Here is a 17,952-nt window from a genome sequence, read left to right as displayed (position 1 = left end):
GGCCGGAGAGAGAGCCCATGAATCATTCCACCGTGCTGCCGCTGGCAGCGCTGTCGGTCGCGCTCGGCCTGCTGTTGGCCAGCGGTCACGCAGGCGCCCAGTCCACTTCGCCCCCGCCCGCACCACTGAGCCAGGCCGAACTGTCACGCCTGGTGCAGCAGCAGGCGCTGCAGATCCAGCAATTGGAAGCGCGCCTGCGCGCCGTCGAGGGCGGGCAGGGCATAGCGGCCGGACTACCCACGTCGCCGGCGCCCGCACCTGTGCTTGAGACGCGGGTGGCGGCACTGGAATCCAACCAGTCCAAGCTGCCGAAGGTGTCCTGGGCCAAGGGCGCACCGGAGCTCAGCAGTGCCGACGGCAATACGGTGTTCCGTCCCCGCGGACGCCTGTTCGTCGATGCCTCCAGTACTGACGGTTCCGCGGTCGCCGACCGCAACGTTTCGGGAACGGAGATCCGTTCGGTGCGCCTGGGCGCAGAGGGACGCTACGGAACCCTGGGCTGGGTGGTGGAGGGCGACTTCGCCGACAATGCGGTGGCCTGGAAGTCGGTCTATGCCACGCTGGACCACACCCTGTTCGGCCTGCCGGCCGATCTCACGGTTGGCAATCGCTTGAATGATCGCGGTATCGATGGCTCCAGCAGCACCTCCAACACGCCATTCCAGGAGCGCAACGTGGTCGGCACGCTGATGCTGCCGCAGCGCGGCCTGTTTGGTGTCGGGCTGACCGAGCGCGTGTATGGAAAGGGGTGGCATGCCAGCGTGTCGGTGGCCGGCAACGATCTCAACAACGCCGGCACCGACAACGACAGCCAGACCTGGGCCACGCGCGTGCACTGGAACCCCGTGGCCAGCGACGCGGTCACGGTGCACCTGGGGGCCTGGGCGTTCCACGAGGAGATCGCCGCAGGCGCCAGCGGCGTTGTTCGCAGTTCGGCCATCGCCGGGCATTTCAACGATCTGGTCAAGATCGCGCCGGGCACACTGCTGGGCGCCGAGCGCAGCACGGCTTACGGTGCCGAACTGGCCGGCTTCTTCGGAAAGGCGTGGGCGACTGGCGAATGGGGCACCCGCAGCCTGCGGGGGAGCGACGCCAGCGGCCGTTATGATCGTGACCACGAGGCCTGGGCGATCTCGGCCGGCTGGTTCCTGGCTGGCGCACGCCCGTCCTACACGGGCAAGACCGGTACCTGGGGACGCGTGAAGGTGGCCGACCCGGTGACGCGTGGCGGTCGCGGCGCATGGGAGCTGAAGGGCCGCTATGAAGACGTGGACTATGCCGAACTGCCCAGTGGCGGCACCGGCCACGCGTGGACGCTGGGCGCGAACTGGTACCTCAACGATTTCAGCCGCGTGATGTTCGAAGCCGTCCGTTGGCAGACCCGCCACCGTAGTGGCAGTGCAGCAGGCAGGGATGAAGGCACTACCTTCAATACCCGCCTGCAGCTGGCGTTCTGACACCGATACGCCGCCCGCGCGCCGATCAGAGCAGCAGCAGCGCTCCGATCAGCGCGGGCGGCATCACCAGCGCGCCGACGCGCAGGAAGTCGAGCGCGCTGACATGCTCGCCCTCGCGACGCAGCGCCACCAGCCACAGCATCGTGGCCAACGAGCCGGTCACCGACAGGTTCGGGCCCAGGTCCACGCCAACCAGCAATGCGGCACGGGTCTGTGCCGGCAGCTCTGCCATCTGGCCCAGCGAACCGGCCGCCAGGCCGACCGGCAGATTGTTGGCCAGGTTGCTGAGCAATGCGGCCGCACCACCCGCCAGCCAGCTGGCCTGCTGCGGCGACGCCTTCGCCAGCGCCTGCAGAGCGCCGGCTGCACTCTGGATCACGCCGGTCTGCGCTACCGCTTCAACCAGCACGAAAAGCCCGGCCACCAGCGGCAGCACGCCCCAGGATACGTGGCGCAGCAGCGGTAGCGGGCTGCGGCGCTGACGAACCACCACCGCCGCCACGCTCAGTGCACCGGCGCAGAACGTGGCCACGCCCAGCGGTCCGTCAAGTGCAGAGGTCACCAGCAGCACGCTGCCGGTGAACAGCACACCCAGCGCACTCAGGCGCCCGCCCTCGGTCAGCGGGCGATGCTGCGGCGCGGCCACCAGCGGCTGTGCGATCTCGCGCCGGTGCACCCAGCGCAGCACAAGATAGGTCGCACCGATCGCCGCCAGCGAGGGCAGTGCGAACTGCGCCAGCCACTGCAGCAGCGGTGGCATGTGCTGGCCGTAGACCACCAGGTTGGCCGGGTTGGAGATGGGCAACACGAAGCTGGCCGCATTGGCGATGAAGGCACAGACGAACAGGTAGGGCAGGGGATTGGCGCGGGCCGCCTTGCAGGCCGCGTAGACTGCCGGGGTCAACACCACGGCTGTCGCATCATTGGAAAGAAACACCGTTACCAGCGTGCCGACCAGGAACACCAGGTCGAACAGGCGCCGCCCAGAGCCGCCCGCATGCCGCACCGCATACAGCGCCAGCCAGTCGAACAGCCCTTCGCGGCGGGCGAGCTCGGCCAGTACCATCATGCCGACCAGGAAAAGGTAGACGTCGCGACCTTCGGCGACTGCGTGCCAGGTAGTGCCGAACGACACGGTGCCGCTGAGCGGAAGCAACGCGGCCGCGCCGAGCGCCCACACGTACTCCGGGATGCGGAACGGGCGGAACAGCAGGCCGACAGTGGCAATGGCCACCGCAATCCAGATGATGAGCGAAGAATGGGAAGCGAGCATGGAGTAGGGGCGTGCGCGGTGCCATCCATCGACCCCGCCGCCGGTTCTCCGGAGTACGTGATCGGCGTGCAGGCGCCCGCTGCGATCAGTGCAAGTGCCGGGGTTGCGGCATCATACCGTGCCGGCTGCCCAGCGAATGCCCTGGCGCGGCGCGTTCCGTGACGGCCGCGCCAAGGCATTCAACACGGCGCCTACTGCGTCGCGCACTCCACCTTGCGATCGAACTCGGTGCCCAGTACGACCGATGTAATCGCAAGCGTTGTGCCCTTTCCGGCGCGCAGTGCGAACGGTACGCTCAAGCGGCTCATGTCTGCCCCGGCCTTGGCCAGGCACTTGAGGGGAACGCCCAACCTGACCCACTCATTCCGCGGCGCTGCCGACAGCGCAGGGCCCAGCGCAACCTCGGCAGCACACGCCGCCCCGCAGGCGGCACCCAGTGTCACTGCGGATTCCGCCGGGAGCTGTTCGACACGCACGGTCGCTACCACGGAGAGCTCGCCGTTGGTCTCGCGCGACCAGTCCAGCGGAGTATTGGCCTGCAACGCCACCGTGGCCGGCGCCCGGAAACTGAACTGGCGTGCGCCCTCCTGCACATCGGTGTTGATCGCGACCATCGCCAGTGACTGGTCGGCAGTGGTTGCATTGGGATGCACGACATCGGTCGATTCGCCATTGGCGGCAGTCAGGCGAAGCATCAGGCCGGTGCCGGCCACACCACGCTCGAACAGGGTGCCGCTACCCGCGGCGTCCGGATCAATGCCGGGGTCCTCGGAAAGCGCAGGCAGATTTCCCTTGTCGGCATAGGTCAGGCCGTATCCGAAGGCGAACTGCGGGTCGTAGTCCTTCTGCCCTACGTTGTTCTCGTACTGGTTGGCGCGGCGTGGCCAGGAGTAGCTCAGCTTTCCGCGGAAGTCGTGTTGCACGCGCCCATCGCCCCCGCGCAGCAGCACATCGGCCACGCCCCCACCTTCCGAGCCCGGCAGCCACGCAGCCACGAAGGCATCGGCGGCGTTGATTTCGCGGTTCAGCCACAGCGGGCGCCCGCTCAGGAACACCCCCACGACCGGAATGCCGTCTGCCTTCAGGCGTCGTATCAGCTCCAGGTCTCCGGACTTGCCATTCTTGAACATCAGGTTGGGCAGGTCGCCCTGAAATTCGGCGTAGGGATCTTCGCCGAACACCACGATGGCCACATCGGGGCGATTGCGGTAATGGCCATCGATGGCCAGTTCGGCCTGGCCGCCGCCCGACTTGACCTGTGCCTGCAGACCTTCCCAGATCGTTTCCGCATTCGGGAAGTCCTCGCGACGCGTGCCATCGCCCTGCCAGCTGAGCGTCCAGCCACCCGCCTGACGGCTCATGTCGTTGGCGCCATCGCCGGCAACCAGTACCCGCTGTTTCGGCGAGAGTGGCAGCAGCTGGTTCTGGTTCTTGAGCAGCACCAGCGATTCACGCACGGCCTGCCGCGCCACCTGGCGATGCGCCGGCGCCCCGAGCAGCTCGAACTTGCCGCCCAATGCGCGCTCGGAGGGCTTGGGTTTGTCGAACAGGCCCATGCGCATCTTCACCCGAAGGATGCGGCGGACGGCATCGTCCAGCCGCGCCTCCGGCAAGCTGCCGTCCTTCACGTGGGCCAGCGTGCTTTCATACATCCCCTTCCAGCTGTCCGGTGCCATGGCCATGTCCAGGCCGGCGACGTAGGTCTTCGCGCAGTCGGTGTTGCTGCAGCCCTTGATCTGGCCATGGCCGTTCCAGTCACCGACCACGAAGCCGCCGAAGCCCATCCGCCCCTTCAGCACATCGGTCAACAGTGGCTTGTGCCCGTGCATCTTCTCGCCATGGAAGCTGTTGAACGACGCCATCACCGACTGCGCGCCCGCATTGATCGCCGGCAGGTATCCGGCGGCATGGATGTCACGCAATTCGGCCTCGCTGACCGTGGTGTTGCCCTGGTCCTTGCCGTTGCCCGTGCCGCCATCGCCGAGGAAATGCTTGACCGTGGTCATCACGTGGTGGTCGTCGAGGAAGTCCGCGGCCCCCGCCTTGCCCTGCAGGCCTTCGACGAAGGCCCCTGCATAGCTGGCCACCAGTGCCGGATCTTCCGAGTAGCCCTCGTACGTGCGCCCCCAGCGGTCATCCTGCGGGACGGCCACGGTCGGCGCGAAGGTCCATTCCATGCCGGTCACGCGGGTTTCGGCCGCGGTGATCCTTGCGATCTCGCGCAGCAATTCCGGGTTGCGCGCTGCGCCCAGGCCGATGTTGTGCGGGAACAGAGTGGCACCCACGACGTTGCTCTGGCCATGCATCGCATCAATGCCCCAGACGATGGGAATTGCCTTGCCACCGTTGCGCGTGTCCATCGACGCTTCCCAGAACGCGTCGGCCAGCGCAAGCCATTCGGCGGGTTTTGCGTTGTAGCGGCCACCTGGGTCGGATGCGCCGCCTGCCAGTATTGAACCCAATCGATATCTGCGCACGTCATCGGGCGTGATGCTGGCGATATCACCCTGCACGATCTGGCCGACCTTTTCTTCCAGCGTCATTGATGCGATCAGCGCGTCGATGCGTCGTTCCATGGCCGGATCGTTGGCCAGCGGCCAGGTTGCCCTGGGCCAGTGCGCGGGCGTGATGGTACCTGCGTCGTTCACCGCGGCAGGGGCCGCACCGGACGCAGGTACCAGTGCCATGGCAAGCGCCGCAGCCAGCATCAGGCGGTGGGGACGGAACACGGGGTTGCGCTTCGCACGATCGGAATGACGGACGTTCATCGGAACAATCATCTCGGAAGGGTGGCTTGGGTGGGCTCGGCGGCCGGAAAGCAACCTGACAGCGTTGTCAGTCAAAACCGAGCATACCCAGCCCGTGGGACGAATGCTTGCTGCACAGCGGCATGGGTTTTGAGGATAAAGTTGCGTCTGCATCCACATCCCGTGGTGCAGGATTCAGGCAAAGATGGTGAGGCTATGACGGGCAGAGGGCGGGGGATGCCGGGAGCTGAGCAGGTGCTCGCAGGCAGGCCGGGACGCGTGCGGATCGAGGACGTCGCGGCAAAGGCCGGTGTCTCGATGAAGACCGTCTCGCGGGTGCTCAACAACGAGCCGAACGTCTCCAAGAGCACCCGGGCCCGGGTGGACGCGGCGGTGGAAAAACTGCGCTACCGCCCCTTGCCCTCGGCACGGGTCCTTGCTGGCCGGCGTTCCTACCTCATTGCGATGCTCTTCGATAACCCCTCCTCGAACTATCTGATGGAGATCGAGATGGGGGTGCTGGACGCGTGCATGGAACAGCATTACAACCTGATGCTCGCTCCGCTGATCTACGACGCGGCCGATATCGTGGAAAAGGTCGAGTCATTGATCATGCAGTCGCAGCTCGACGGGGTGGTGCTGACGCCGCCGCTGACAGACGACACCGCCCTGCTGGAACGCTTGGTCGACCTCGGCATCCCGTATTCCAGCATTTCGGCGAAGGAACAGAACCGGAACGTGGGCGTCGTCGTGGATGAAATCGGCGCGGTGGTAGCGCTGATCGCACACCTGGCTTCGCTGGGCCATACCCGTATCGCCCATATCAAGGGACACGCTGCGCATGGCGCAAGCATGTGGCGCCTGGCAGGCTATCGCGAAGGCCTGCGCAGGGCAGGCCTGCGCTACGACCCCAGCCTGGTCCTGGAAGGCGAGTTCTCATACGAATCCGGCTACATCGGCGCCAACGCGCTGCTTGCTCGGCCTGATCGACCGACCGCCATCTTCGCCGCCAACGACGATATGGCGGCAGGCGTCATCTGTGCGGTGTTTGAACACGGCCTGTCGGTGCCAGCCGATATCTCGGTCTGCGGTTTCGATGACACGCCGATCGCCCGCCAGATCTATCCGGCATTGACCACGGTCTGCCAGCCCACCCGCGAGATGGGCCGGCGCGCGGCCATGGAGCTGATCAAGGAAGTGCGCGAGCTCGGCAGCGGTGGCGTGGTCGATATTGCTTACGCCCTGAAGGTCCGGCGATCCACGGGGCCGGCCCGTCACGATTGAGCGCAGGTCCGATGGCGCGCCGGCGCAGCCGGCACGCCATGCTGGCAGAGCAGGGGTGCGGCTCAGTGGCCGCCTTCGGTGGCCAATCGCTCCAGGTCTACGCCCTGGCGACGCAGCGTACGGCCGGCCGCCCACGCGTAGAACGCCAGATAGCAGAAACACAGTACGCCAATGATGAAGCTGTAGTGCACGCCGACCTTGTCGGCCAGTGCCCCCTGCGCCCAACTGACGATGCCGCCGCCCATGATCATCATGATCAGCAGGCTGCTTGCCTGGTTGGTGTGGCGGCCCAGGCCCGTGATGGCCAGGGTGAAAATGCAGGGCCACATCGTGCTGCAGAACAGCCCGACACTGATGAAGGCAATCACACTGGTCATTCCGGTGGTGAACATGCCGACCAGCTGCGCCGCAATGCCACACACGGCAAAGTACAGCAGCATGCGCGATGGATTGCCCTTGCTGGCCAGGGTCGCGATGATCATCAGGACGATCACCGGCGCGTAGTGGAGGAACTGTGCGGAGTTGTGGCCAGAGATCGCGTTGACGGCGAGGTAGATGGCAAATGCAATGAACGGCAACACCAGCATCAGCAGCTTCTGCGCGCCTGCGCGCACGTCGAACGCTCCGGCGGCACCACCCCAGCGGCCGATCATCAGGCTGGCCCAGTACAGCGAGACGAACGGGGCGATCACCGAAGTTTCCAGGCCCAGCCCCCCCTTGCTCAAGGGTTGCTCAAGGTAGGCTGGAAGATTGTCGATGGTCGACACCTCCACGCCGACGTAGAGGAAGATCGCGATCATGCCCATCGCCAATTGCGGGTAGGAGAGCGCAGATCCGCGATCTGCCTGGTGATTCGTCCCGGTCGCAGCTGCGGGGACCGTGGCGCGCAGCTCGACATGATTGGGCACGCTCGAGAACCGCAGCAGCACGGCGACCAGTACGAAGGCGGCGCCCAGCACCAGGTATGGGATCTTTACGCTCTCGATGCTCGCCTCTGTGTTGCCCGCTGACACGCTGCCAAAGATGGCAATGCTCACCAGCAGTGGGCCTACCGTTGCGCCCAGATTGTTGACACCGCCGGCCATGGTCAGGCGCTGCGATCCGGTGGCCGGATCACCCATGATCACCGCCAGCGTATTGGCTGCGATCTGCTGGAGCGAGAAGCCCAGCCCCACGATGAACAGGCCGGACAGCATCAGTGCAAACGAGCCGGTATTCGCCGCCGGATAGAAGAGCAGGGCACCGAGCGCCGACACCAGCAGGCCAAGGCAGATGCCGTTGCAATAGCCCACCCGATGCAGCAGGTCGTTGCCGATGGCACGGGAGATGGCGATGTAGATCAGCGAACCGGCGGTGTAGGCAACGTAGAAAGCCATCGCCACGTACATGCTCTGGGCCTGGCTGAGATGGAACGCTTTCTTGAACACCGGAATGAGGATGCCGTTGCTTGCAGCGACGAAACCCCAGAAGAAAAAGACGGTGATGAGTACACCGAACTGCGACCAGCGGGTTGTGTGTTTCATGATTCTCGTGTCATCACGGGCAGGACGACGCCCCGTGCGTTGCCGCACAGGGCAGGACGTGGTGATTGCGCGCGGAGGGCCGGCGAAACCGGCCCTCCTTCAAGGCTGCGTTGCTCAGAACTGGTAACGCAGGCGCAGGCCGTAGCTGCGCGGGTCGTTCAGGAAGCGGACGTTGATGCCGGAACCCACCAGGGCCTTCTGCGAGACGTCGTTGCCCAACAGATTGTTGCCCCAGGCCTCCACGCGCCAGTTGCCGCTCAGTGAGGTGAAGCCGATGCCCGCGTTCAAGGTGGTCTCGCCCTTCTGGCGGTCAGGGAAGCCGGCCGCAGCGGCGCTTTCGGTACGGTCATGGACCAGCTCACCACTGGCTGGATCCTGTCGGATGAACTCCACGTCCCGGTTGTTGTACTGGGTGAGGTAGAAGGCCGAGCGGTACGAGGCCAGCAACTGCCAGTCGAAGGTGCCAAAGCGCAGCTCGGTCGTATGCTGCAGCCTTACGTTGAAGGTAAGCTTCGACGCCAGCGGCAGTTCGTTGCCGGACAGGTCGATCAGCGAGGTGGCACCACCGGCGTCGTAGTTCTGGCTGCGGACATCGGCGACGGTGCCACGCTTGATCTCGCTGTCCATCCAGAGCGCGTTGATGTTGACCATGAAATTGTGCGGAAAGCGCAAGGTGCTTTCCGCCTCCAGGCCGTACACCGCGGACTTGCCCACGTTGCGGTTGACCAGGGCATAGCCGGTGGCTTCACCGGTGGTCGGGTTGGTGGCGATCACCGCCAGGTCCTGGAACACCTGGTCGCTGTAGTCGTAATAGAACCCGCTGAAGTTGAAGGTCGAGGTGCGACCCAGCATCTGGAAGGAGTTCTTGCTGCCGATTTCGTAGGCAATGATCGATTCGGGCTTGAAGGTCTCCGGAATCTCCTTCGGATCAAACGTGTCGTTGAAGCCCCCCGCCTTGTGGCCGGTCGACACCAGGCCGTACAGCAGGCTGTCATCGCTCACGTCGTACTCGAAACCCGCGCGCCAGTCGGTAAAGCTGAACTTGCTCTTGCCGAACTGCTGGGCCGGAATCGCGCTGACCTGGGCCCAGCTCTGGTACGGGCAATCGACGGTATCGCCACCGATGTCGGGGCGATCCACGCAACCGAATGGGCCGCCATCGGGCACCGCGCCGATCTGCTGCAGCAAGGTGTCGTTGCGACCATGTCGCAGCACACCCTGCAGCAGGAAGCGGGCCATCTCCGCCTGCGAGGTGATGTTGCTGACGTCAAAGTTCGGACGGCTCATGAAAGCCGGCTCGAAGCCGGGCGTGCCGAGGCGCGTGGCAAAGTCCCCGCCCTGGCCAGGCAGGCCCAGCGACCAGTTGCCGCCAATGCCGTAACGCGACTTCTTCTCCTCGGAGTAGCGCAGGCCGCCCTTCAGGCGCAGGCGATCGTTGACGTCGAACGTGCCGTCGGCGAAAACGGCGGATGACTTGCCATTGACCTTGGGCATGGTGAATTCAGTGCCCGAATACCAGCGCCCTTTGTCCACCAGCGAAAGGTAGCCCACCCGCTGGTCCTCATTGAAGTGGAACAGGCCGGTGGTCCAGCGCAGCCGTTCGTCCTGGTCGGACGTGAACCGCAGCTCATGTACCTGCGACTCCGACTCGGTCAGCCAATACTGCGTGGAGTAGTTGTCGTAGTCGATGCCGCCCGGGTTGCTGGGTGATACCGGATCGATGTTGCGGCCCGGCCAGAGGATGCCTTCGCTCTGCGCATTGGTCTGGCGGTAGTCCACGTTGCGGTAGCTGCCGTTGTACTCCACCGCCACCTTGCCGAAGTCATAGGAAATGCTGGTCTGCGCCCCCCAGTTGGTGCTGTCCAGCTTGCCCTGCGCGCCGCGGTAGATGATCTTTCGCAGGTCGACATCGTCCGGCAGGTAGCCGGCCTTGGCGGCGGTGTAGACGTTGGCGCCTGGATAGCCCGTACCGCCTTCCTTGCCGATGTCGGCCATGGCGAAGATCGACAGCTTGTCATCTGGCTGGTAGAGGAACGAGAGGCGTGCGCCCCGGTCGTCCTGCACGCCAGCCGGTTCCAGGTCCTGCGCGCGCCCAGCATTCTTGAACGGAGAGTCTTTCTCCACCTTGTAGCCCGCCACCCGGAAGGCCGCGCCACCGCTGATCGGAAGATTCAGGGCGAATTCGCCACCGCGATGGTCACGATTGCCGGCCTCGGCCTGAACGTACCCGCCGAACGCTTCCAGGTTGGGGCGCTTGGTGATGATGTTCAGCGTGCCGGCCAGCGCATTGCGGCCGCGCAGCGTGCCCTGCGGGCCCTTGTTGATTTCCACCCGCTCGACATCGTAGAACATGCCGCCCAGACCGCGCGGTCGTGCAATGTAGGCACCGTTGATGTGGGGCGCGGCGCCCGGATCACCCAGCTCGGTGTTGTTCGAAGAGCCCACGCCGCGGATGAAGATCTCCAGGTTGCCTTCCTGGTTGGCCATGCTCATGCCTGGCACCAGGGCTTGGATGTTGCGCAGCTCATTGTTGATGCCCAGCGCACGCGTATCGTCCGCGGAAATTGCCTGGGCGGTACCTGCATATTTCTGCAGGTCCTGTTCCCGGCGTTCGACAGTGACGATGACGGCGTCCAACGTCGAGGCCTCCCGTGCCTCGCTGGTGGCGGTGGAACTGCTTTCCTTGGCTGATTGCGCCGCGACCGGCAGCGCCGCAGTGGCGGTGACGATGGTGGCAAGGACTGCCTGTGCGAGTGTGCTCTTCCTGAAATGGCCGGTCATAGGGTCCCTCTCTCCCCATAGATGATGTCTGGACGTTCCCGCGCCGTGCGCCGGACGTGGGCTCTTGTAAGTGCGACCTGACAACGCTGTCAATCAGAATGAACGATGGATGACCAGAAGCTCGGGAAATCAGACAGTTGAGCGATCAGAAGTGCTGTTTGGCACGCCGCATTTGCTGCAGTGCGAAACGAAATCGGGCGGTGTTGCGCTCGACGTACGGCTGCCCCGCCGGATTGGAGCGATCAGAACGCAGGCCGGCGGCAAGGGCCATCGACTTCGCGTGTTCCCCTGGCGGGCTGCGGGGGCCATGCGGGTGGCGCCGTGATCATGCTGCCATGTGGTCGGGCATGACTTCAGGCACTCGGTAGTGACTACACCTGTAGTCAATGTAAACAGGCATTCACCGTAGGAGATGCCCATGAAAACTGCACGATGGCTGTCCAGCTTCGCGGCCTTGATGCTGGCCGTCCCTGTACTGGCCACCACGACCACCAAGGCCGACGCCGTCGCGACAATCGAACACAATGCCCGTGCCGCGCATTCCGACGCGGTACTTGTCTGGAAGGATGGAAAAACACTGCTGGAGCCACAACCAGGAACGGGCGAGGAGCCGATTCACCTCATGTCGGCCACCAAGTCTGTGGTGGCGCTGGCCATCGTGCTTCTGCTGGACGAGGGAAAACTGGCCTCGATCGACGAGCCGGTAAGCAACATCTTCGCGGAGTGGAAGCAGGGGCGGAAAAGGGACATCACGGTACGCATGCTGCTGGACCATACCTCTGGCCTGCAGAACGTGGCCAACGCGGGGGAAGAGCTGGAAGCTGCGCCGGACCTGGTCAAGCTTGCGCTGGCGGCAGAGCTGAGCAGCGATCCAGGCACCACGTTCTCCTACAACAACAAGGCTACCAATCTGCTGCCCGGTATTGTCGAGCGCCTGGCAGGGGAACCGATGGATGCCTACCTTGAGGCGCGCCTGTTCAAACCGCTGGGCATTGCCCGATATACGTGGTTGAAGGACGGTGCGGGCACGCCCTTGGGCATGGCCGGATTGTCGCTGAGCGCCCGCGATCTGGCGACCATCGGACAGATGCTGCTTGATGGCGGCGTCACCCCGGCGGGTACGCGCGTGCTGAGCGAACGGTCTGTGGCGCTGCTGACTGGAGCAAGTGCCCGCTCGCCGGATGTTGGTCTCCTGTGGTGGCGCATTCCAGCATGGGAGCGTTATGAGCTGAAAGGCCAGATGGCCGGCTTCCTGGCGCAGCATGAAGTCAGCGCCCCGGTCCAGCAGGCATTGCTGGCAACCGCGGGCAGGGCATTCGACAGCAAGAGTACATTGATTGCGTACATGGCCGAGCGACTTGGGGCGGACTGGCCGCAGCACTATGGCAGCGAGATCACCGGTCGTGGACTCAAGCTCTCCGACATGTTCGACATCCAACGCGGCCCAACCGTTGCCTACGCCGCCAATGGCTACCTTGGCCAGCACCTGGTCATCGTTCCGCAATGGCGGGTGGTTGCCGTGCGCCTCATCCACCGACGCGACACCCATCGCGCGCCATTGGATGACTACGCGACGTTCCCGGCGGATGTACTCAAACTGGCCCAGGCGCTTCAGTGAAGGGAGGAGCCGGGCCTGTGCCCGGGTCCTCGTCCGCTACGTCATGCTGCTGGCCGGAGTGGCAGGGCGTGCCACTACTTCGGCATCAGCACAGCATCAACAACGTGGATGACGCCGTTGGATTGGTTGACGTCGGCGATGCTGATACCTGCTTTGCCGCCCTTGGCGTCGATCACCCACAACATGCCGTCATGAAGTGCCACGGTAAGCGGCTCGCCTTGCACAGTCTTCAGCGTGGCTTTTCCACCGTGCTTCCTGGCATCGGCCAGGAGCTGGGCGGAACTGAAGCGTCCTGGGACCACGTGGTAGGTGAGGATCCGGGTGAGCTGTGCCTTGTTTTCAGGCTTGACCAGTGCATCGACCGTGCCTGCTGGAAGCTTGTTGAAGGCGGCATTGGTGGGTGCGAAGACGGTAAAGGGACCGGCGCCATTGAGCGTGTCGACCAGGCCCGCGGCCTTGACCGCTGCCACCAGAGTGGTGTGATCCCTGGAGTTCACAGCGTTTTCAACGATGGTCCTGGTCGGGTACATCTCGGCCCCGCCAACCATCACGGTATCTGCGGCGAAGCTGGCGGAAGCGGCTGAGACGAGTACGGCGAAGCTGACTGCGGCGGCGATGCGCTGAAGAGCGTTCACGGTGCGTTCCTCGGTAGGATGCCCGCACAGCGCGGGCATCCTCCATACGGCTGGCGGGAGCGCCTGGATGCACCGGATGCAGGCCTGGTCAGTCAGGGGGAGGGCCTTGGTGCGCGTCGAAATTCTCCCGGCAGCGGCGGAATTCCTCGGCGTGTCCCACTACCCAGGTCCACATCGGGATCATAAGAACCAGCAGCTCCCTGCCCAGCGGAGTGATGGTGTACTCCACGCGCGGCGGAACCTCACGGAAATCCTGCCTATGGATCAGTCCGTCCCTTTCAAGCTGACGCAGGGTACGCGTCAGCATACGCTGCGTGACTCCCTTCATCCGCCGCGCCACATCGGCGTGACGCAGTGTTCCGTAGACCCCCAGGGCGTGAATGATGCCCAGCGACCAGCGGCTGCCGGCATGCGCGAGCACCTCGCGGCGCAGACCGTCGTCGTCCGCACTCATGCCGTCGCATATCGATTGTGAATGTCGCAGAAGCTCATCGGTGCTCATGAACGGTGCGGTCGGTATCATCGGTGTGCCTTCTTACGTGGCAACTAGGGAGGGGCGCAGAATCGCCGCCATCGTACACACTGATGGTGGTTTCAATGTCTCCCCCGATTGTTTCCCGCTCAATCCTGGTCCTGGGTGCCGGCGAACTCGGAATGCCCGTCATCCGCAACCTGGCCCAGCTCGCGGTTGTGCATGACGCAACCATCAGCGTGATGCTGAGGCCTGCGTCGATTGAATCCACACTACCGGACAAGCGTACGGTCATTGACCAGATCCGCTCGCTGGGAGTGGCCCTTGTTCCTGGCGACCTGGTCACTGCCACGGTCGATGAGCTGGCTGATCTATTTTCCGGTTATGACACGGTCATCGGCTGCACCGGTTACGCCGCTGGCCGCGACACTCCCATGAAGGTAGCGCGCGCCGCCGCGAAGTCGGGCATTACCAGGTACTTCCCTTGGCAATTCGGGGTCGACTTTGACGCCATCGGACGCGGCGGGCCACAGGATCTTTTCGACGCCCAGCTGGATGTACGCGACTATCTCCGCTCACAGGCCGAAATGGACTGGGTGGTCATTTCCACCGGCATGTTCACCAGCTACCTCTTCGAGCCGGAGTTTGGCGTCATCGATCTTCCCGGCAGAAAGGTCAATGCACTTGGCACAGCCTCCAATGCGGTTACGCTGACCACACCGGAGGACATCGGTGCAATGACTGCACAGATCGTCTTCCACTCGCCCCCCCTTCGAAACGAGATCGTCTATCTTGCGGGAGACACGGTCCGTTATGAGCAGCTGCCCGCCATCCTTGAGGAAAAGTTCGGTGTTCCTTTCAAGCTGATCGTGTGGAGCGTTCCCCAGCTGATGGAGGAGCTTGCCAGTGACCCATCAAACATGATCAGGAAGTACCGTGCTGCCTTCGCCCAGGGCAGGGGCGTCTCCTGGAGCCTGGACGGGACGTTCAATGCCAGCATTGGCGTGAAACTCGAGGGTGTCGACGACTGGCTGAAAGCCCACTTCGAGACTTGATGAGCCGTTGAGCGGCAATCGCGTGGACGAAAACGGATTCTCCTACAGACTCCAATCGACCCGCAGGCCGGCGATCAGCGCATTCGGCAGATCATGCTGGCGTGCGGGTTCGTTGAACTGGTCCGGATGCACGATGTAGTGCAGGTTCGGCGCGACCCGAAGCTGCGGAGTGACCTGGATGCCATAGCTCAGCTCCATCATCACCTGGCTCCCGTGCGGGGTGCCGCTGCCGCCCGCTGCGGCACGGGCAAGGCGCAGGTTCTCCAGCGCGATGCTGCTGTACTTCTGTTGGGTCACGACGAAGGCGATGCTGTCCTGCGGCCGGCTGGCGAACGCACCTTTCTGCACCAGCCCGACCTGCAGGAAGTGATCCTCTATCAACTGGCCGGAGGTACCCTTGAGCACGGCGCCGAAAAGGGTCAGGCCGCGGCCGCTTCCATCGCTGGTGAGCTGCTGCTCGAAGCGGGCGAACGCACCGGAGCGACCATGACGTGTCGCGTACTCCTGGCCACTGAGCAGCGCCGGCATACCGTTGGCATCGCGCAGCGGGTCGCGGTAGGTCGAGTTGTCCTGCCAGCCACCCAGTTCGTAGCGGGCCTTCAAGCGCGCCGACGCGGGGCTGCGCCAGCCGATCGTGTAGGGCACGATCCAGCCGGTGGCCTGGTTCGTGCTCCATTTCAGGCCGTGCTGGCCATCTTCGGCCTGGCTCGGGTCGACCTGGTACGCGCCCACTCGTACGTAGACATCCGGCGTCACCCATGCCGTGGCATCAGCCATCCAGCTCGATACCGGCCACCAGGTGAAGCTGCTGGTACGGAATACGTAGGTCGGGTTGCCGCAGGCCGAGTTGCCCTGGAAGTACTGGCACAACTCCGAACCGAGATGATGGATGTTGGCGACGCTTCGCCCTGCTTCCAGCACCAGCCGGTCGTTGAGCAGTTTCTGCTCGAGCGTCAGGTTGGCCAGGCGCGTTCCCTGGCCACCGTAGATCTCCTGCACCGAGGTGCTGTTGCCCGTGCTGCTGTTGGCGAGGTTGGTGCCGTGGCGGTTGATGCCGTAGGCCTTGATCGTCGCGCCCCGCCAGCCGAACGCGGCGTCCAGATTCACGTCGGCGCCGAACATCAGCTGGCCGGCATAGGCCGTGCCGCTGCGCTTGCCGCCGTCGAGCGTGGCGGCCGCTTCGCCGGTGTACGACAGCTTGGGGGTGAGGACGTCGCTCGCGTCGGTGGCTGCGGCCAGCGACGGCAGGGCCAGCAGGATCGCTGCCGGCAACAGGCGGTGGAAAGAGCAGGTCATGGGCGGAGCTCCGTGTGTAGGGCGTAGGTCGCTGGATCCCTGCATGCACAGGGACTGCGGAAGGACCGTGAGGGGCAAGGGTCAGGCTGGCGTGGTGACCGGCTTCTTGAGGATGCGCAGCGCGACCGCAGTGACGGCCACGCCGGCCAACAACGCCAGCAGGTAGATGCCAAGGTGGGTGACCGCATTCGGGATCGGCAGCACGAAGACACCGCCGTGCGGCACCTTCAGTTCGACGCCTGCGGCCATCGAGATCGCACCCGCCACCGCGGAACCAAGGATCAGCGCTGGAATGGTGCGCAGCGGATCGCGCGCGGCGTAGGGGATCGCGCCTTCGGTCACGAAACTGAGGCCAAGCACGCCGGCGGCACCGGCCGTGCCACGCTCCTCGGCGGTGAAGCGGTTGCTGAACAGCCATGTGGCCAGTGCGATACCCAGCGGCGGCGTCATGCCGCCGATCATCGTCGCCGCCATCGGCGTGTAGACCTGGCTGGAAATCAATGCGGTAGAGAAGGCGTAGGACGCCTTGTTGACCGGCCCGCCCATGTCCACCGCCATCATTCCTCCCAGCAGCAGGCCAAGCAGGATCGCGCTGCTGCCCTGCATGCCGCGCAGCCAGTCAGTCAGCCACGCCAGCAGTCCGGCCACGGGCGTACCGATCACGTACATCATCAACAGGCCGACCAGCAGCGTGCCCAGCACCGGCAGGATCAGCACCGGCTTGAGGCCTTCAAGGCTGCGCGGCAGGCGCAGCGCACGGTTGATCCAGTGCACGCCATAACCGGCAATGAAGCCAGCCAGGATGCCGCCGATGAAGCCAGCATCCATGTTCACTGCTACCAGTCCGCCGATCATGCCGGGCGCAATGCCGGGGCGGTCGGCGATGGAGTAGGCGATGTAACCGGCCAGGGCCGGCACCATCAACATGAAGCCGGACTTGGCGCCGATCTGGAACAGCGACCAGGCCAGCGTGCCCTTGTGGGCATCGTCGAAGGCATAGATGCCGCCGAGCGCGAATGCCAGTGCGATCAGCAGGCCGCCAGCAGTGACGAACGGCAGCATGAACGACACGCCGGTCATCAGGTGCTTGTAGGGCCCGGTGGCCTTGGTCTTTTCGGTCGTGCGCCCTGATGTTGCCGTACCTGCCTGCACGCCGGCCTCGGCCAGTGCCTTGCGGATCAGGTTCTGGCCGTCATTGATCGCCGGCTTGGTACCGCTCTTGAAAAGACGCTTGCCAGCGAAGCGCGACAGATCGACTTCGCGGTCTGCGGCGATCAGGACGAGGTCAGCGGCCGCGATTTCCTCGTCGCTCAACGCGTCCTGCGCGCCGACCGAGCCCTGGGTTTCGACCCGGATTGCATGGCCCAGCGCCTTGGCGGCCTGTTGCAGCCCCTCCGCCGCCATGAAGGTGTGAGCGATGCCGGTGGGGCAGGAGGTAACGGCAACGATGCGCTTGCCCGCATTCGTGCCGGCGTCGCTCGACAGTGCGGCCGCGAGCGGTGCGAGCGCCGCAACCGGGTCGTCCAGTACCTCGCCCAGGCTGGCATGCGCGATCTCGGCATTGGCGAAGCGCGCGATGTCCGCCTCACCATCACCCACCAGCAGCAGGTGCGTCGCGGCGGCGGCGTTCGATGCAGGCAGTGCGCCGGTCACGCCCTGGTCGCTGCGGATCTCGATCATCAGCTCGAGCCCGCGCTGGCGGGCGGCGCGGCGCAGCGCTTCGGCGGCAAGAACCGCCTCGATGCTGCGCTCGCCAGCGGCGATGACTACGGTGGAAGCGTGCATGGGAACTCCTGGAATTCTTCGGGTTC

General features: G+C 64.7%; 13 protein-coding genes. 4 read left to right on the top strand and 9 right to left on the bottom strand.

Annotated elements, in window-relative coordinates:
- Positions 1-17: 17 nt before the first annotated feature.
- Positions 18-1,457, top strand: coding sequence for an OprO/OprP family phosphate-selective porin (locus ACZK29_RS11155; protein WP_478445989.1), 1,440 nt, complete (start codon positions 18-20; stop codon positions 1,455-1,457).
- 25 nt (positions 1,458-1,482) lie between these two features.
- On the opposite strand, the gene ACZK29_RS11150 is transcribed toward ACZK29_RS11155, so the two are convergent.
- On the bottom strand, positions 1,483-2,730 hold the full coding sequence (locus tag ACZK29_RS11150) for an arsenic transporter (RefSeq protein WP_478445988.1): 1,248 nt from the start codon (positions 2,728-2,730) through the stop codon (positions 1,483-1,485).
- Positions 2,731-2,921: 191 nt separating this feature from the next.
- A complete protein-coding gene (locus ACZK29_RS11145) occupies positions 2,922-5,498 on the bottom strand; it encodes a glycoside hydrolase family 3 protein (RefSeq protein WP_478445987.1) in 2,577 nt (858 codons plus the stop codon).
- A gap of 216 nt (positions 5,499-5,714) precedes the next feature.
- Here ACZK29_RS11145 and ACZK29_RS11140 point away from each other — a divergent pair, with 216 nt between their 5' ends.
- Positions 5,715-6,761: a LacI family DNA-binding transcriptional regulator gene (locus ACZK29_RS11140; protein WP_478445986.1), complete on the top strand. Its 1,047-nt coding sequence runs from the start codon at positions 5,715-5,717 to the stop codon at positions 6,759-6,761.
- Between the two features lie 62 nt (positions 6,762-6,823).
- On the opposite strand, the gene ACZK29_RS11135 is transcribed toward ACZK29_RS11140, so the two are convergent.
- The 3 genes from ACZK29_RS11135 to ACZK29_RS11125 all read right to left on the bottom strand — a co-directional run bounded on the left by ACZK29_RS11135 (position 6,824) and on the right by ACZK29_RS11125 (position 11,336).
- On the bottom strand, positions 6,824-8,284 hold the full coding sequence (locus ACZK29_RS11135) for an MFS transporter (protein WP_478445985.1): 1,461 nt from the start codon (positions 8,282-8,284) through the stop codon (positions 6,824-6,826).
- 114 nt (positions 8,285-8,398) lie between these two features.
- Positions 8,399-11,065: a TonB-dependent receptor gene (locus ACZK29_RS11130; RefSeq protein ID WP_478445984.1), complete on the bottom strand. Its 2,667-nt coding sequence runs from the start codon at positions 11,063-11,065 to the stop codon at positions 8,399-8,401.
- Between the two features lie 145 nt (positions 11,066-11,210).
- Complete coding sequence (locus ACZK29_RS11125; RefSeq protein WP_459041776.1) at positions 11,211-11,336, bottom strand: hypothetical protein; 126 nt, start codon at positions 11,334-11,336, stop codon at positions 11,211-11,213.
- Positions 11,337-11,483: 147 nt separating this feature from the next.
- On the opposite strand from ACZK29_RS11125, the gene ACZK29_RS11120 reads away from it, so the two are divergent.
- Positions 11,484-12,683, top strand: coding sequence for a serine hydrolase domain-containing protein (locus ACZK29_RS11120; RefSeq protein WP_478445983.1), 1,200 nt, complete (start codon positions 11,484-11,486; stop codon positions 12,681-12,683).
- 74 nt (positions 12,684-12,757) lie between these two features.
- Here ACZK29_RS11120 and ACZK29_RS11115 read toward each other — a convergent pair whose 3' ends face one another.
- Both ACZK29_RS11115 and ACZK29_RS11110 read right to left on the bottom strand, forming a co-directional pair.
- The gene (locus ACZK29_RS11115; RefSeq protein WP_478445982.1) at positions 12,758-13,357 is read right to left on the bottom strand and encodes a fasciclin domain-containing protein; all 600 of its coding nucleotides are present in this window, start codon (positions 13,355-13,357) and stop codon (positions 12,758-12,760) included.
- Between the two features lie 49 nt (positions 13,358-13,406).
- On the bottom strand, positions 13,407-13,820 hold the full coding sequence (locus tag ACZK29_RS11110) for a winged helix-turn-helix transcriptional regulator (protein WP_286073598.1): 414 nt from the start codon (positions 13,818-13,820) through the stop codon (positions 13,407-13,409).
- A gap of 95 nt (positions 13,821-13,915) precedes the next feature.
- Between ACZK29_RS11110 and ACZK29_RS11105 the strand changes: the two genes are divergently transcribed.
- Positions 13,916-14,845 (top strand): aromatic alcohol reductase, encoded by a 930-nt coding sequence (locus ACZK29_RS11105; protein WP_286073597.1) that lies wholly within the window; start codon positions 13,916-13,918, stop codon positions 14,843-14,845.
- Positions 14,846-14,887: 42 nt separating this feature from the next.
- On the opposite strand, the gene ACZK29_RS11100 is transcribed toward ACZK29_RS11105, so the two are convergent.
- Both ACZK29_RS11100 and ACZK29_RS11095 read right to left on the bottom strand, forming a co-directional pair.
- Entirely contained in the window at positions 14,888-16,141 is a 1,254-nt protein-coding gene (locus tag ACZK29_RS11100; RefSeq protein WP_478445981.1) for a carbohydrate porin, read from the bottom strand.
- Positions 16,142-16,222: 81 nt separating this feature from the next.
- Positions 16,223-17,926 (bottom strand): PTS fructose transporter subunit IIC, encoded by a 1,704-nt coding sequence (locus ACZK29_RS11095; RefSeq protein WP_478445980.1) that lies wholly within the window; start codon positions 17,924-17,926, stop codon positions 16,223-16,225.
- Between the last annotated feature and the right edge of the window lie 26 nt (positions 17,927-17,952).

The sequence above is a fragment of the Stenotrophomonas sp. 89682_Sma genome (genome assembly GCF_056481405.1).
This window is presented reverse-complemented; position numbering and strand designations above follow the sequence as displayed.